The following is a 13,733-nucleotide window of genomic DNA, read 5'->3' as shown; positions in this document are numbered from 1 at the left end:
ACCCGGCAGGCGGCCGCCGTCCCGACCGACGTCCCCCGGACCGACCTGCACGCCTCGTAGGACCAGATGCTGAACATCTTCGCGCGCGCCTCGGTATCACGCGTCACCGATCCGATCGGTGCCGCGCTGGTGCGTGCCGGGCTCACGCCCAACGCCATGACGCTCATCGGCACCGCCGGTGCGCTCGGCTGCGCGCTGGTGTTCTTCCCTTCCGGCATGCTGCTGTGGGGCACGTTCACGGTGTGGGGCTTCGTCATGCTGGACCTGCTCGACGGTGCGATGGCGCGGGCACGGGGCAGTACGCCGTTCGGGGCCGTGCTCGACGCGACATGTGACCGGCTGGTCGACGGCGCGCTGTTCGGGGCCATCGCGTGGTGGGCGTTCGCGAGCGGGCACGATCGCATCGCCGTGGCAGCACTGATCTCGCTGGTCCTCGCGCAGGTGATCTCGTACGTGAAGGCGCGCGCGGAGGCTTCGGGGTTCACCTCGGCCGACGGTGGGCTCATCGAACGCGCCGAGCGGTTGATCATCGCGCTCGTCGGCACCGGCCTCCAAGGGTTCGGCGTTCCCGTCGCCGTCGAGGTGTCCCAGTGGCTGCTGGCGGTGCTGTCGGTGATCACGCTGGTCCAGCGGATCGTCGGCGTGGCGCGTTCGGCCGCGGAGGGGCACTCGTGACGGGGCTCGCCGGACGGCTCGCCGACGCAGGCTTCGCCACGGGCTGGCGGGTGGTTCCGAAGCTGCCGAAGGCCCTCGCCGGCGTCGCCTTCTGGGGCGTGGCCGACCTCGCCGCGCGCCGCGGTGGCGGCGGCGTGCGGCAGTTGCGTGCCAACCTGCGCCGCGTCGTCCCGCGGGCCGGGGAGACCGAACTGGACGATCTGACGCGCCGGGCGATGCACTCCTACGCCCGCTACTGGCACGAGGCGTTCCGACTCCCGTCGGCCGATCCCGCGGCGGTGCTGGCCGATGTGGACATCAGCGGGACCGAGTACCTCGAAGCCGCGCTGGCCGAGGGCAACGGCGCGGTCGTCGCCCTGCCGCACACGGGCAACTGGGACGTCGCGGGTCTGTGGGCCGTACAGCAGATCGGCAGGCTCACCACGGTCGCCGAACGCCTCGAACCGGAGTCGCTGTACCGCCGGTTCGTCGAGTACCGCGAATCGCTGGGCTTCGAGGTCATCCCCGCCGACGGAAGCGTCTCGTTCCGGCTGCTGCTGCAACGGCTGCGGGAGAACCGCGTCGTGTGCCTCGTCGGCGACCGGGACATGACGAACACGGGCACCCCGGTGACCTTCTTCGGTGAACCGGCGCGGTTCCCCGCGGGGCCGGCACGGCTCGCCGCGAGCACCGGTGCGGCACTGCTGCCCGTCGGTTCCTGGTACACCGACGACGGCTGGGGCCTGCGCATCCACCCACGAATCCGGGTCGCCAACCGGGCCGAGGCGCCCGCAGCCACCCAGGCGCTCGCCGACGTCTTCGCCGGCGACATCGCCGCTCATCCCACCGACTGGCACATGCTGCAGCCGTTCTGGCCGGCCGACCGCGAGGACGCGGTCGCCGACGGCACCGCAGGCGAGGAATCCGCCGCGGACGCGGGGTGACCGGCATGCGGATCGGGATCGTCTGCCCCTACTCGTTCGACGTGCCCGGCGGTGTGCAGGGACACGTGGTCGACCTCGCCAAGGCGCTCCGCAACCGCGGGCACGCCGTGTCGGTGCTGGCCCCCGCGGACGAGGACGCCGAGCTGCCCGACTTCGTCCATCCGGCCGGCCGGTCGCTCGCCATCCCGTACAACGGCTCGGTCGCCCGGCTGCAGTTCGGCCCCGTGTCGTACGCCCGCGTGCGGCGATGGCTGCGGGACAACCGGTTCGACGTGCTGCACCTGCACGAGCCGGCGGCACCGAGCCTGTCGCTGCTGGCACTGAAGGTCGCCGACGGGCCGATCGTGGCGACGTTCCACACCTCCACGCCGCGCTCCCGCACTCTCTCGGCGTTCCAGCCCGTGCTGCGGCCACTGCTGGAGAAGATCACCGCCCGGATCGCCGTGTCGGCGCTCGCCCGCCGGGTACAGGTCGAACATCTCGGCGGCGACGCCGTGGAGATCCCGAACGGTGTCGACGTGCCCTCGTTCGCCAGGGCGAGGCCGCTGGAGGGCTATCCGCGCGCCGGCGGCACCGTTGGATTCGTCGGCCGCTACACCGAACCGCGCAAGGGCATGGGCGTGCTGCTGGAGGCCCTGCGCGGCGTCGTCGCCGGCCTGCCCGAGGTGCGGCTGCTCGTCGCGGGCAGGGGAGAGGCCGACACGCTGCGCAGACAGGCGGGTCGGGAACTGGCGGGTCACCTGGAGCTGCTCGGGCAGGTCGACGACGAGACCAAGGCCCGGGTCCTCCGCAGCGTCGACGTCTACTGCGCGCCGAACACGGGCGGCGAGAGCTTCGGCATGATCCTCACCGAGGCGATGGCGGCCGGTGCGCCCGTACTGGCCAGTGATCTGGACTCGTTCCGGCGCGTCCTCGACGACGGCCGCGCCGGAGTGCTGACGCCGACCGGCGACGCGGCCGCGCTGGGCGGCGAGTTGCGGCAGCTGCTGACCGACCCGGATCGCCGTGCCCGGCTGTCGGCTGCCGGGACCGACCGCGTCGCGTTGTACGACTGGCGCACGGTCGTCACGCAGGTGCTGCGTGTCTACGAGACCGCCATCGCCGCCGACCCCCGCAAGGTCGGCCCGGACCGGGACGTGGGCGCATGACGGTGTTCGTGGTCGTGGCGGCGCTGGCCGTGCTCGTGGTCGCCGTCGGCCTGTTCCTGCTGGCGACGGCGAACCGACTCGACCGGTTGCACGTGCGGATGGATGCCGGCTGGGCGGCACTCGACGCGGCACTCGCGCGGCGGGCCGTCGTCGCGCGCACCGTGGCGGCTTCGGCGCCGGCGGCCGCACTCGGACGACTCGGCGGCGAGGAACTCGTCGCGGCGGCGCGCGCCGCCGAACGTGCGGCGTGGACCGATCGTGAACCCGCAGAGAACGAGCTCACCCGGCTGCTCGGCGCGCTCGACCGGTCCGAACTGCCCGGTCCGCTCGCCGACGAGCTGGCCGATGCCGAACACCGCATGGTGATCGCGCGCCGGGTCTACAACGACGCGGTGCGCGACACGCTGGCCCTGCGCAGGCGGCGCAAGGTCCGCTACTTCAAACTGGCGGGCACTGCGCCGCAGCCCGAGTACTTTGACATCGCCGAACCCGAACCGGCACCCGCGCCGCCTGCGCACGATTCCTGATACCGCGGCGGTGGCTGTCACACTGGTGGTATGGCAACGACACCGGAAGCGCCGGACACGTCCGAGAAGCCGGGTGCGACCGAGCAGACGGGCACATCCGAGAAGGCGGGCACATCCGAGACGACTCAGCCCGCCGCGGGAGGCGCAGCCCGAGCGGACACGACCGCAGAGCCGGACACGACAGCCGAGCCCGATGCGGCCGCCGAGCCCGATGCGGCCGCCGGGCCGGATGCGTGCGAGGTCGCCCACGGGGAACGCGACGCGGGGCAGGACACCCGCACCCTCGTCGCCGTGTTCGCCACGCCGGTCGCCGACTATCTACTGCGCTACGCCGCGGACGCCGGCTTCCGGACGCTGCTCGTGGAACCCGACGCCAAGCGCGTCGCGGACGCTCCCACGGAAATCCCTGACCTGTCGGATGTTCCGGACACGGCCGACATCGTCGTCACCGATCACCACCGTGACGAGCTCGGCGCGATGCTGCAGGACGCACTCGCCCAGCCCGCGCGGTGGGTCGGCGTCATGGGCAATCCCCGGCACGAGGGGCCGCACCTCGCCGCACTGCGGCAACTCGGCGTGAGTGAGGACGACATCGCCCGCGTGCACCGGCCGATCGGGTTGAACATCGGGTCGCGGACACCGCCGGAGATCGCGATCGCGACGCTCTCCGGCCTGCTCGCCGACCGCAACGACCGCCCCGGCGGTTTCTCCTTCAGCTGACACCCGTCATCGCGTGCGCGGCACCGGCCACGCCGTCACCGCAGGGCCGCGGCGTGGTCGGGGGCCGGGTCGTAGCGCACGTGGTGACGGCTGAACGTCGCCGTGCCGGACGTGATCGAGCGCAGGTCGACGGCGTACCGGAGCAGTTCCGTCGCGGGTACCTCGGCGCGTATCACCGTCGTGCCGCCCCCGGGCGCCTCGGTGCCGAGCACCCGGCCCCGGCGGGACGACAGATCGCCGAGAACGGCGCCGAAGTAGGTGTCGGGTAGCCGGACCTCGACCTCGTCGAGCGGTTCGAGGGCCGTCAGTCCCGCGGTGGCGGCGGCCTTGATCGCCAGCGCACCCGCGGTCTGGAACGCCGCGTCGGAAGAGTCGACGCTGTGTGCCTTGCCGTCGACGAGCGTGACGCGTACGTCGACGATCGGGCGGCCCTCGGTGATGCCCGCCGCGAGCTGGGCCCGCACGCCCTTCTCGACGCTGGGGATGAACTGGTGCGGCACCGCACCGCCGACGACGCGGTCGGCGAACTCGACGCCTGCGCCGCGGGGGAGCGGTTCGACCTCGATGTCGCACACGGCGTACTGGCCGTGGCCGCCGGACTGCTTGACGTGCTTGCCGTGGCCGGTCGCCGCGCGGGCGAACGTCTCCCGCAGCGGGATGCGCACCGGCTCGGTGGTCACGTCGGCGCCGCCGTCGCACAGCCGGGCCAGCACGACGTCGGCATGCGCCTCGCCGGTGCACCACACGACCAGCTGGCTGGTCTCGGCGTTGCGCTCGAGTCGCAGGGTCGGATCGGCAGCCACGAGCCTGCCGAGGTTGCGTGCCAGCGCGTCCTCGTCGCTGCGGTTCGCGGCGACGACCGCCATCGGCAGCTGCGGTTCCGGCATGTCCCACGGTGTGATCAGCAACGGATCGTCCGGTGTGGACAGCGTGTCGCCCGTCTCGGCCGAGGAGATCTTGGTGAGCGCGCAGATGTCGCCTGCGACCGCGTACGGGATCTCGCGGAGCGCGGCGCCGAAAGGGCTGTAGAGGTGTGCGAGCCGCTCGTCCTCGTCGTGGTCGGCGTGCCCCCGGTCGGCCAGGCCGTGGCCCGAGACGTGCACGGCGCGGTCGGGCTGCAACCTGCCGGAGAACACGCGTGCCAGTGACACGCGGCCGACGAACGAGTCGACGGTGGTGCGGATGATCTCGGCGGCCAATGGTCCTTCCGGATCGGGTGCGAGACGTGGCTGCGGGATGCCCTCGGGAGAGGCGGCGAGCGGGACGGCGCGTTCCAGCGGTGACGGACACGCGGCTGCGATGCCGTCGAGCACCTCGGCGAGCCCGACACCGGTTTCGGCGCACACCGGGATCACGGGATGGAACGCGCCGCGGGACACAGCAGTCTCCAGGTCGGCGATGAGTGTCTCCTCGGGAATGTCCTCGCCGGCCAGGTAGCGATCCATGAGGGATTCGTCCTCGCTCTCGGCGATGATCCCTTCGATGAGTTCGTCGCGGGCCGTGGCGAGGCGGTCCAGATCGGCGGGGTCGGGGTCGCCGACGACGGGAGGGTGGCCGGATGCGTAGTCGTACCGGCGCCCGGTGATCAGGCCGATGAGCGCCGTGCCCTCGCGCGAGGGCAGGTACAGCGGCAGTACGCCGTCGCCGAACGCCTCGGCGCAGGCGGCGATCTCGCCGTCGACGTCGGCCCGGGCGTGGTCGAGACGGGAGACCAGCACCGCGCGCGGCATGCCGACCCGCGCGCACTCCTGCCACAGCGTCACGGTGGCGGCATCCACCCCGTGCCCGGCGGAGACGACGAACAGTGCGGCGTCGGCGGCGCGCAGCCCGGCGCGCAGTTCGCCGACGAAGTCGGCGTAACCGGGGGTGTCGATCAGGTTGATCTTGACGTCGCCGCGCGTGGCGTCGCGGTGCAGTAGGGGTGCGACCGCGAGCCCGACCGAGCGCTGTTGGCGGAGCGCCACCGGGTCGTGGTCGAACACGGCCCCGGTCTCGGAGGACGGTGTGCGCCCGCCGGAACCGGCCGCGGCGACGAGCGCCTCGGCCAGCGTCGTCTTGCCCGCGCCCGAGGGCCCTACCAGCGCGACGTTGCGCAGCCGGGCCGGGTCGTCCACCGCCGCAGCGCCCGCATCGCCTCCCTTGCCCTGCTTCTCGGTCATCACGGCCTCCTCGCGGCTCGCCGGCACCTGTGTGCTCGATCACACACCCGTCGGGCGCTGTCGGCAAGACGGGGTGACCGGCCGCATGGAGTGGCCTGCTGAGAATGCTGCGAAATGGCCACCCTGAGGGGGCCACATGCGGCCTACGCTGAGGGTGTTCCACCCGATCAGACGAAAGGTTCCTTCCGTGTCGACGTCGACGTCCACTGCCCAGTCGCCCACCTCCGAGACCGGCACCGCCCGCGTCAAGCGCGGCATGGCCGAGATGCTCAAAGGTGGCGTGATCATGGACGTGGTCACGCCGGAGCAGGCGAAGATCGCCGAGGACGCGGGCGCCGTCGCCGTGATGGCCCTCGAGCGTGTGCCCGCGGACATCCGCGCCCAGGGTGGTGTCGCGCGGATGAGCGATCCGGACCTGATCAGCGGCATCGTCGACGCGGTGTCGATCCCCGTGATGGCGAAGGCGCGGATCGGGCACTTCGTCGAGGCGCAGGTGCTGCAGTCGCTCGGTGTCGACTACATCGACGAGTCCGAGGTGCTCACGCCCGCCGACTACGCCAACCACATCGACAAGTGGGCGTTCACGGTGCCGTTCGTGTGCGGTGCGACGAACCTGGGTGAGGCGCTGCGGCGCATCACCGAGGGTGCCGCGATGATTCGCTCCAAGGGCGAGGCGGGCACCGGCGACGTGTCGAACGCGACGACCCACATGCGCCAGATCCGTGCCGAACTGCGCAAACTGGCGGCACTGCCGGAGGACGAACTGTACGTCGCGGCGAAGGAGTGGAAGGCGCCCTACGAGCTGGTGCGTGAGGTGGCGGCGACCGGGAAGCTGCCCGTCGTGCTGTTCACCGCGGGCGGGATCGCGACCCCCGCCGACGCCGCGATGATGATGCAGCTCGGCGCCGAGGGGGTGTTCGTTGGCTCGGGCATCTTCAAGTCGGGCGACCCGGCGCGGCGCGCCGAGGCGATCGTCAAGGCCACGACGTTCCACGACGACCCGGACATGCTGGCGAAGGTGTCCCGCGGGCTGGGCGATGCGATGGTCGGCATCAACGTCGACGACGTCCCCGAACCGCACCGTCTCGCCGAACGCGGCTGGTGACCGCGGCGCCGCCCGGTGGTGGCAGGTCGGGTCTCCGGCTCGTCCACCGCCGGGCGGCGCCGGCTGTGCCGGTTGTGTCGTGCGGCGCGGGCTACTCGTCGTCGATGGCTTTCATCGCCTTCCATCCGTGTGTGACGCCGCCGCCGGCGCGCAGTGCCGCGGCGACCATGACCGCTTCGGCGACCGCCGCTTTGGATGCCCCGGCCTTGACCGCGCGCTTGGCGTGATCCTCGATGCAGAACGGACACTGCGTGGTCACCGCGACCCCGACCGCGATCAGCTCCCGGGTCGCCAGGTCGAGGTTTCCGGTGTTCTTGTCGAACACGGCTTTGTCGAACCCGAAGAAGGCCGAAACCATCTCCGGTGCGGCCTCCTTGATGTCGGCCATGAACGTGGCTTCCTCGTTGTGGGAGTGCATCTGCGATTCCTTTCGTGTGCCCTGTCGTGGCGGTGGCGCGGGTGCGCCGCGTGTGCATCCGGACGACGGGACCGCTTGGCGTGCTGCCGGAGCAGATCCCGCCGGAACGAGGTCGCCTACCGAGGGCGGCGGTGAATCCTCGAGCGTCGACGGGACGGGATGACGCCGGCTGTGCGATCCCGGTCGTGATCGTGGTGCCTCACGCCGAACCGAGGATACATATAGGGGGTACCCGTATTTGTGAGACCACTCGGTGGAACGCAACGGAAGACTCGGTCGCCCGTATCGCGGCGACGGCGTGGGGTGCGTTCGCGTGGATCTCCGGCACGCCGGCCGTCGTGGCCTACGCGCGTCGACCCTGGACGACGACGGATACGTGAGTGCCGGTGCTGATGCCGGTGTCGTGGCTGTGGTGGGTGCGTCATGCCGCGCCGTCGTGCGGCCCGGTGTTCTTCGCGCACTGACGAGTGCGCTCTTTCGGCGGTCGCCACGGGCGCCGGGTTCGATGGGCCGAACGGCACGTAGTCGAAGTCGGGGCGTGTCCGGCGTCCGAGTCGGTTCGGGCTCGCCGGTACCGCGATGCGCCTGCCTGCCCATGGCCGGGTGGGGCGGGCTCAGGTGTGTTCGGATACGAGGACCGCGGTGGTGCCGGGGTCGAGTGCCTCGAACACGTGCGGCAGGTCGCCGGGGTAGGCGATGTAGTCGCCCGGTGCGAGTTCGGCCGGGTCGTCGCTCGGTCCGACCAGGGCGCGCCCGGCGCTGAGCACGACGTGCTCGACGACACCGGGCATATGCGGATCCGATTCGCGCGCCGGCCCGGGCTCGGCGGTGATCAGGTACAGGTCGCGGCGCGCGTTCGGCGGACAGGTCGACAGGACGGTGGCCAGGTAGTCCGCGCGGTCGGCCGCGAACCGTGGTCCCTCGCCCGCGCGCACGAGCTGCACCTGTGGCCGCGCGGGCTGGACGAGCAGTGCGAACGGCACGTCGAGCGCCACGCTCAGCGCCCACAGCGTTTCGACGCTCGGGTTGCCCGCGGCGGATTCGAGTTGCGACAGCGTCGACTTCGCGACGCCGGCGCGGCGTGCCAGCTCGGTCAACGACATGCCGGCCCGCTGCCGTTCCCGCCGGAGTGCGGAGGCGATGTGGGTCAGCGGCCCCGTCGTCTCGGTTGCCGTCCCGCCTGCCGCTGCCGCGCCGGCCTGCGGCTCCGCGGTGGCGCGAGGGTGGTGGCGGGCGGAATCGGCGTCCGACATGTGTTCGCTCCATCGGTCCAAGTGTTCGCCTTGACGAACACATCACGGTTGTTCACTATGACAGGTGATGCGTTCGATGTGGCGAACACTAACAACTCGGCTCGGGCCCGGCCTGCTGCGCGACATCGTGCTGGTGTGCGCGGCCGACGGACTCGTCGGCGCGTCTTTCGGGGCGATCACGGTCGGGTCGGGACTGCCGCTGTGGCTGCCGATGCTCCTGTCGCTGGTCGTGTTCGCGGGTGCGGCTCAGTTCATGTTCGTGGGCCTGATCGCCTCGGGTGGTAACCCGATCGCCGCCGTCCTCGCCGGACTGCTGGTCAACGCCCGGCACGTGCCGTTCGGATTCGCCGTCGGCGACGTCTTCGGCCGAGGACTCGTGCGGCGCGCCGTCGGCGCCCACCTGATGATCGACGAAACGGTCGCCTTCGCTCTGGCACAACAGGACGCCGAACGGCGCCGGGCCGCCTTCTGGACGTGCGGCGTCGGGCTGTTCGTCTGCTGGAACGTCGGGGTCGTCGCGGGAGCCTTCGGCGGCACCGTCATCTCCGACACCGACGCCTTCGGGTTGGACGCCGCCTTCCCCGCGGTGCTGCTCGCGCTGGTGTTGCCGTCGCTGAAGGACCGGTCGACGCGGCTCGCCGCCGCCGTGGGGGTGGTCATCGCCCTGGCCACGTCGCCGCTGTTGCCTGCGGGCGTGCCCGTGCTGCTGGCGCTCGCCGGGGTGCTCGTCGCCCTCGGCGGCACGCCGGACGGTCCCCGCGATCCGGCTTCCGCTCCGCAGTCCCGTTCGGAGGACGCCACATGATCAGCCCGCTCGTGCTCGTCATCGCCACGGTCGTGCTGGGCGCCGGCACGTTCGCGTTCCGCTTCGCCGGACCCGCGCTGCGCAGTCGTGTCACCCTGTCCGACCGCGTCGAACACCTCATGGCGACGGCCGCCGTCGTGTTGCTCGCCGCGCTCGTCGCCACGTCGGCGCTGCTCGCCGACGGCGAGTTCGCCGGCGTGGCGCGGCCCGCGGGCGTGGCCGTCGGCGGTGTCCTGGCATGGCGGAAGGCGCCGTTCGTGCTCGTCGTGGTCGCCGCCGCGGCCACCGCCGCGGGCCTCCGGCTGCTCGGCGTGCCGTAACCGCCCCGGTACCGCGGTCCCGGGGCCGCGCTCGGCCCGCAGTTGCCGGGTGGCGGGGTCGAGGCGGGTACCCTGGACGGACCAACCCCGAGCGGCCGACCTGCAGCGCTGCCCACGGGCGGTGCACTGCCTGCAGCGCTCCGGCTCCGTGACGCTCCCGGAGTGATGCTCTCGGAAACGACGAGTTCGGAGGAACGATCCGCGTGAACGTCCGCCGCCCGACGATCGGTGTACTCGCCCTGCAGGGCGACGTACGCGAGCACGCCGGTGCGCTCGAACGCGTTGGCGCCACCGCGGTGCCGGTGCGCAGGCCGGAGGAGCTGGCGGGCGTGGACGGACTGGTCCTTCCCGGCGGGGAATCGACCACGATGTCGCGGCTGCTGGTGACCTTCGGGCTGCTCGAGCCGATCCGGGAGCGCCTGGCCGCGGGCATGCCCGCCTACGGGTCGTGTGCCGGCATGATCCTGCTGGCCCGTACGGTGCTCGACGGCAGGCCCGACCAGGAGCAGCTCGGCGCACTCGACGTGGTCGTGCGGCGCAACGCCTTCGGCAGGCAGGTCGATTCGTTCGAGGCGGACCTCGCCGTCGCCGGTGCCGGTGACCAGCCGGTGCACGCCGTGTTCATCCGCGCGCCGTGGGTCGAGAAGGCGGGCGAGGACGTGGAGGTGCTGGCCAGAGTGCCGCACACCGCGGAGGCGGGTGACGCGGCCGATAGGATCGTCGCCGTCCGTCAGGGCAGGGTGCTGGCAACGGCGTTCCACCCCGAGCTCACCGGGGACGACCGGGTGCACCGGCTGTTCGTGGGCATCGCGGAAGAAGACGTAGATCTGGAGGAGAGATGAGCGGCCACTCCAAGTGGGCCACCACCAAGCACAAGAAGGCCGCCCTCGACGCCAAGCGTGGCAAGCTGTTCGCGAAGCTGATCAAGAACATCGAGGTCGCTGCGCGTACGGGCGGGGGCGACCCGGACGCGAACCCGACGCTGTTCGACGCCATCCAGAAGGCGAAGAAGAACTCGGTCCCCGCCGACAACGTCGAGCGCGCGCGCAAGCGCGGCGCCGGTGAGGAGGCCGGCGGCGCGGACTGGCAGGAGATCACCTACGAGGGCTACGGCTCCAACGGTGTCGCCGTGCTCATCGAGTGCCTCACCGACAACAAGAACCGCGCCGCGGGTGAGGTCCGCACCGCGCTGAGCCGCAACGGCGGGTCGCTGGCCGACCCGGGTTCGGTGGCGTACCTGTTCGCGCGCAAGGGCATCGTGCTGATGAACAAGGGCGACAAGTCCGAGGACGACGTGCTCATGGCGGTGCTGGACGCGGGCGCCGAGGAGGTCAACGACCTCGGCGAGAGTTTCGAGATCGTGTCCGAGCCGGGTGACCTCGTCGCGGTCCGCACCGCGGTTCAGGAGGCCGGTTACGACTACGAGTCGGCCGAGCTGAGCTTCCAGCCGTCGGTGAACGTGCCGCTCGACGTCGAGGGCGCCAAGAAGGTGTTCAGGCTGATCGACGCGCTCGAGGACTGCGACGACGTGCAGAACGTCTACACCAACTTCGACGTCTCCGACGAGGTGATGGCCGAGGCGACCGCCTGAGTGTGGCCGCCTCGCGGGTTTCGTGAGGCCCGTGGCGGCCCCGGGTCGTGACAGCGCCCGGCGGCGCAGGTGATGCCTGTGCCGCCGGGCGCTGTCGTCGGGTGCCTGTCGTCATGCACGTGGCGTCGCGGTCGCTGTCTGATGCCTGCGTGGCCGCCGGAATCGGGGTGCGGTCGACGGGGTGCGGGCGGTGGGATCCGGCAGGGGGCATGCGGCAGAATGCACGCCGTGAGTGTCGAGACGCCGGACCCCGCGAACACCGCCGCCCCCGACGACGAACTCAGGGAGTGGATCGTCGCCGAGGCCGAACGGCGCGGCAACGCGGTGATCAGCGTGGCGGCCGACGAACGCGGCGCGGGCTACGCGTTCACGGTGTGCGCCTGGGCTATGCACGGCGTGCCCGAGGCCGTGGTGATCGGGCTGCCGCCGGAACTGGCGCCGGTACTACTCGACGCCTACGTCGATCGGGCGGCCACGGGCGAGGAGTTCCACTGCGGCGAGCTCTACCGCGACTTCTTCGACGGGATTCCCGTCACGTTCGAGCGCGTCAACCCGGGCCACTACCCGGAGTTCTTCGGCAGCGCGTTCGTGGTCTATCCCGAGGGCGACTTCCCCGCAGTGCAGATCATCGTGCCGACGCCGGACGGGCACTGGCCGTGGGCGGAGGCGGCACCCGAGGGCTTCGCCTCGTGGCAGCCGGTGCTCACCGAGAGCGGCGGACCCGAGAGCTGGACCCCTGGCGTTGACGGACCCTGAGTGTCGACGGTCCCTGAACGGTCCACTGCGTGCGGGACGTTCGCCCGGCGCGCCTGCGGGGCCGGTCGCGGCGCCGCCGGTAATCTGACGGCCTCGAACGGATGTTCCCGAACAGGGGGAGACAGGTGCGCGTGCTCGGTGTGGATCCCGGGCTGACCCGGTGCGGGCTCGGCGTCGTCGACGGTGGACTCGGCCGGTCGGTGACCTGTGTGGCCGTCGACGTGGTGCGCACGCCCGCGGACGCCGAGTTGTCGACGCGGCTGCTGCGGATCTCCGACGCGGTCGAGCACTGGCTGGACGTGCACCGGCCCGAGGCGGTCGCCGTCGAGCGCGTGTTCAGCCAGCACAACGTCCGCACGGTGATGGGCACCGCGCAGGCGGGGGGTGTCGTTGCGCTGAACGCGGCGCGCAGGGGGCTGCCCGTCGTGTTCCACACGCCGAGCGAGGTGAAGGCCGCCGTCACCGGGTCGGGCCGGGCCGACAAGGCCCAGGTCACCGGTATGGTGACGCGGCTGCTGAAGCTCGAGTCGCAGCCGAAACCCGCCGACGCCGCGGATGCGCTGGCGCTGGCCATCTGCCACCTGTGGCGCGAGCCGATGCGCAAGCGGCTGGCCGAGGCGGAGGCGCGGGCGGCGGAGCTGGCGCGCACCCACAAGGCGAAACTCGCTGCCGCGGCGAAGGACAAGACCCGCAGAGCGGCCGGCGACACTAACAGCGGAAGGGACACGCGCCGGTGATTTCCTCGGTGAAAGGTGAGGTTCTGTCGATCGGTCTCGACCACGTCGTGGTCGAGGTCGGGGGAGTGGGCCTCGCGGTACAGGCCACACCGTCGACACTGGCCACCCTCCGCCGCGGTGACGAGGCCCGGCTGGCGACCTCGCTCGTGGTGCGGGAGGACTCGCTGACCCTGTTCGGGTTCGCCGACACCGAGGCGCGTGACCTGTTCGGCCTGTTGCAGACCGTGTCGGGCATCGGCCCGCGCCTGGCGCTCGCCGCGCTGGCCGTGCTCGATCCGGATCAGCTTCGCACCGCGCTGGCCGACGGCAACATCACGACGCTCACCCAGGTGCCCGGCATCGGCCGCAAGGGAGCCGAGCGCCTCACGCTCGAATTGCGGGACAAGGTGCTCGCCGCGGATCCGGCCGACGGCGGAGCCGGCGCCGCGCCCGCCGCCGGGGCTGCGCGCGCCGAGGTCGTCGAGGCGCTCATCGGGCTCGGGTTCGCGCAGAAGCAGGCCGAGCAGGCGGTGGAGAAGGTCGCAGCCGACCACGCCGGCGCGGACACCTCCGCCCTGCTGCGCGCCGCGCTCACCACCCTCGGCACGAAACGCTGA

General features: G+C 71.9%; 16 protein-coding genes. 13 read left to right on the top strand and 3 right to left on the bottom strand.

Annotation, left to right across the window (positions count from 1 at the left end; all coding sequences use genetic code 11):
- The first annotated feature begins 66 nt into the window (after positions 1-66).
- The 5 genes from pgsA to LY40_RS00935 all read left to right on the top strand — a co-directional run bounded on the left by pgsA (position 67) and on the right by LY40_RS00935 (position 3,993).
- Entirely contained in the window at positions 67-675 is a 609-nt protein-coding gene (gene pgsA / locus LY40_RS00955; RefSeq protein ID WP_258935629.1) for a phosphatidylinositol phosphate synthase, read from the top strand.
- Entirely contained in the window at positions 672-1,598 is a 927-nt protein-coding gene (locus tag LY40_RS00950; protein ID WP_183787534.1) for a phosphatidylinositol mannoside acyltransferase, read from the top strand. The genes pgsA and LY40_RS00950 overlap by 4 nt, the downstream gene beginning before the upstream one ends.
- Before the next feature lie 5 nt (positions 1,599-1,603).
- Positions 1,604-2,746, top strand: coding sequence for a glycosyltransferase family 4 protein (locus LY40_RS00945; RefSeq protein ID WP_258935628.1), 1,143 nt, complete (start codon positions 1,604-1,606; stop codon positions 2,744-2,746).
- Positions 2,743-3,273 carry a LemA family protein gene (locus tag LY40_RS00940; protein WP_183787532.1) on the top strand — a complete coding sequence of 177 codons (531 nt, stop codon included), beginning with the start codon at positions 2,743-2,745 and terminating at the stop codon, positions 3,271-3,273. Before LY40_RS00945 ends, LY40_RS00940 begins: the two co-directional genes overlap by 4 nt.
- Before the next feature lie 291 nt (positions 3,274-3,564).
- Complete coding sequence (locus tag LY40_RS00935; protein ID WP_258935670.1) at positions 3,565-3,993, top strand: XdhC family protein; 429 nt, start codon at positions 3,565-3,567, stop codon at positions 3,991-3,993.
- Between the two features lie 35 nt (positions 3,994-4,028).
- Here the strand turns inward: LY40_RS00935 and LY40_RS00930 are convergent, their stop codons facing one another.
- Positions 4,029-6,152, bottom strand: a complete 2,124-nt coding sequence (locus LY40_RS00930; RefSeq protein ID WP_258935627.1) for an elongation factor G-like protein EF-G2 — start codon at positions 6,150-6,152, stop codon at positions 4,029-4,031.
- Between the two features lie 187 nt (positions 6,153-6,339).
- Between LY40_RS00930 and pdxS the strand changes: the two genes are divergently transcribed.
- Positions 6,340-7,257: a pyridoxal 5'-phosphate synthase lyase subunit PdxS gene (gene pdxS / locus LY40_RS00925; RefSeq protein ID WP_258935626.1), complete on the top strand. Its 918-nt coding sequence runs from the start codon at positions 6,340-6,342 to the stop codon at positions 7,255-7,257.
- A 91-nt stretch (positions 7,258-7,348) separates the two neighbouring features.
- Here pdxS and LY40_RS00920 read toward each other — a convergent pair whose 3' ends face one another.
- Complete coding sequence (locus LY40_RS00920; protein WP_258935625.1) at positions 7,349-7,675, bottom strand: carboxymuconolactone decarboxylase family protein; 327 nt, start codon at positions 7,673-7,675, stop codon at positions 7,349-7,351.
- Between the two features lie 614 nt (positions 7,676-8,289).
- The gene (locus tag LY40_RS00915; protein ID WP_258935624.1) at positions 8,290-8,928 is read right to left on the bottom strand and encodes a helix-turn-helix domain-containing protein; all 639 of its coding nucleotides are present in this window, start codon (positions 8,926-8,928) and stop codon (positions 8,290-8,292) included.
- Positions 8,929-8,995: 67 nt separating this feature from the next.
- Here LY40_RS00915 and LY40_RS00910 point away from each other — a divergent pair, with 67 nt between their 5' ends.
- The 7 genes from LY40_RS00910 (at position 8,996) to ruvA (ending at position 13,733) form a co-directional block, all read left to right on the top strand.
- On the top strand, positions 8,996-9,733 hold the full coding sequence (locus tag LY40_RS00910) for an AzlC family ABC transporter permease (protein WP_258935669.1): 738 nt from the start codon (positions 8,996-8,998) through the stop codon (positions 9,731-9,733).
- Entirely contained in the window at positions 9,730-10,053 is a 324-nt protein-coding gene (locus tag LY40_RS00905) for an AzlD domain-containing protein (RefSeq protein WP_258935623.1), read from the top strand. The genes LY40_RS00910 and LY40_RS00905 overlap by 4 nt, the downstream gene beginning before the upstream one ends.
- Before the next feature lie 203 nt (positions 10,054-10,256).
- Entirely contained in the window at positions 10,257-10,895 is a 639-nt protein-coding gene (pdxT, locus tag LY40_RS00900) for a pyridoxal 5'-phosphate synthase glutaminase subunit PdxT (RefSeq protein ID WP_258935622.1), read from the top strand.
- Positions 10,892-11,644: a YebC/PmpR family DNA-binding transcriptional regulator gene (locus LY40_RS00895; RefSeq protein ID WP_258935621.1), complete on the top strand. Its 753-nt coding sequence runs from the start codon at positions 10,892-10,894 to the stop codon at positions 11,642-11,644. The genes pdxT and LY40_RS00895 overlap by 4 nt, the downstream gene beginning before the upstream one ends.
- Before the next feature lie 219 nt (positions 11,645-11,863).
- Entirely contained in the window at positions 11,864-12,400 is a 537-nt protein-coding gene (locus LY40_RS00890; protein WP_258935620.1) for a DUF4262 domain-containing protein, read from the top strand.
- 125 nt (positions 12,401-12,525) lie between these two features.
- Complete coding sequence (gene ruvC, locus LY40_RS00885) at positions 12,526-13,137, top strand: crossover junction endodeoxyribonuclease RuvC (protein ID WP_183787012.1); 612 nt, start codon at positions 12,526-12,528, stop codon at positions 13,135-13,137.
- Positions 13,134-13,733 (top strand): Holliday junction branch migration protein RuvA, encoded by a 600-nt coding sequence (gene ruvA, locus LY40_RS00880; RefSeq protein ID WP_183786937.1) that lies wholly within the window; start codon positions 13,134-13,136, stop codon positions 13,731-13,733. The genes ruvC and ruvA overlap by 4 nt, the downstream gene beginning before the upstream one ends.

Source organism: Prauserella salsuginis (genome assembly GCF_024648885.1).
Taxonomy (GTDB): domain Bacteria; phylum Actinomycetota; class Actinomycetes; order Mycobacteriales; family Pseudonocardiaceae; genus Prauserella; species Prauserella salsuginis.
The sequence above is the reverse complement of the archived record's forward strand: the minus strand, read 5'-3'. Positions and strand labels throughout refer to the sequence as shown.

Excerpts from the sequence above, each read along its gene's own strand:
- pgsA (WP_258935629.1), top strand. The coding sequence starts at position 67 with ATGCTGAACATCTTCGCGCGCGCCTCGGTATCACGCGTCACCGATCCG.
- LY40_RS00945 (WP_258935628.1), top strand. The coding sequence starts at position 1,604 with ATGCGGATCGGGATCGTCTGCCCCTACTCGTTCGACGTGCCCGGCGGT.
- LY40_RS00940 (WP_183787532.1), top strand. The coding sequence starts at position 2,743 with ATGACGGTGTTCGTGGTCGTGGCGGCGCTGGCCGTGCTCGTGGTCGCC.
- LY40_RS00930 (WP_258935627.1), bottom strand. The coding sequence starts at position 6,152 with ATGACCGAGAAGCAGGGCAAGGGAGGCGATGCGGGCGCTGCGGCGGTG.
- LY40_RS00920 (WP_258935625.1), bottom strand. The coding sequence starts at position 7,675 with ATGCACTCCCACAACGAGGAAGCCACGTTCATGGCCGACATCAAGGAG.
- LY40_RS00915 (WP_258935624.1), bottom strand. The coding sequence starts at position 8,928 with ATGTCGGACGCCGATTCCGCCCGCCACCACCCTCGCGCCACCGCGGAG.
- LY40_RS00910 (WP_258935669.1), top strand. The coding sequence starts at position 8,996 with ATGCGTTCGATGTGGCGAACACTAACAACTCGGCTCGGGCCCGGCCTG.
- LY40_RS00905 (WP_258935623.1), top strand. The coding sequence starts at position 9,730 with ATGATCAGCCCGCTCGTGCTCGTCATCGCCACGGTCGTGCTGGGCGCC.
- LY40_RS00895 (WP_258935621.1), top strand. The coding sequence starts at position 10,892 with ATGAGCGGCCACTCCAAGTGGGCCACCACCAAGCACAAGAAGGCCGCC.
- LY40_RS00890 (WP_258935620.1), top strand. The coding sequence starts at position 11,864 with ATGCACGCCGTGAGTGTCGAGACGCCGGACCCCGCGAACACCGCCGCC.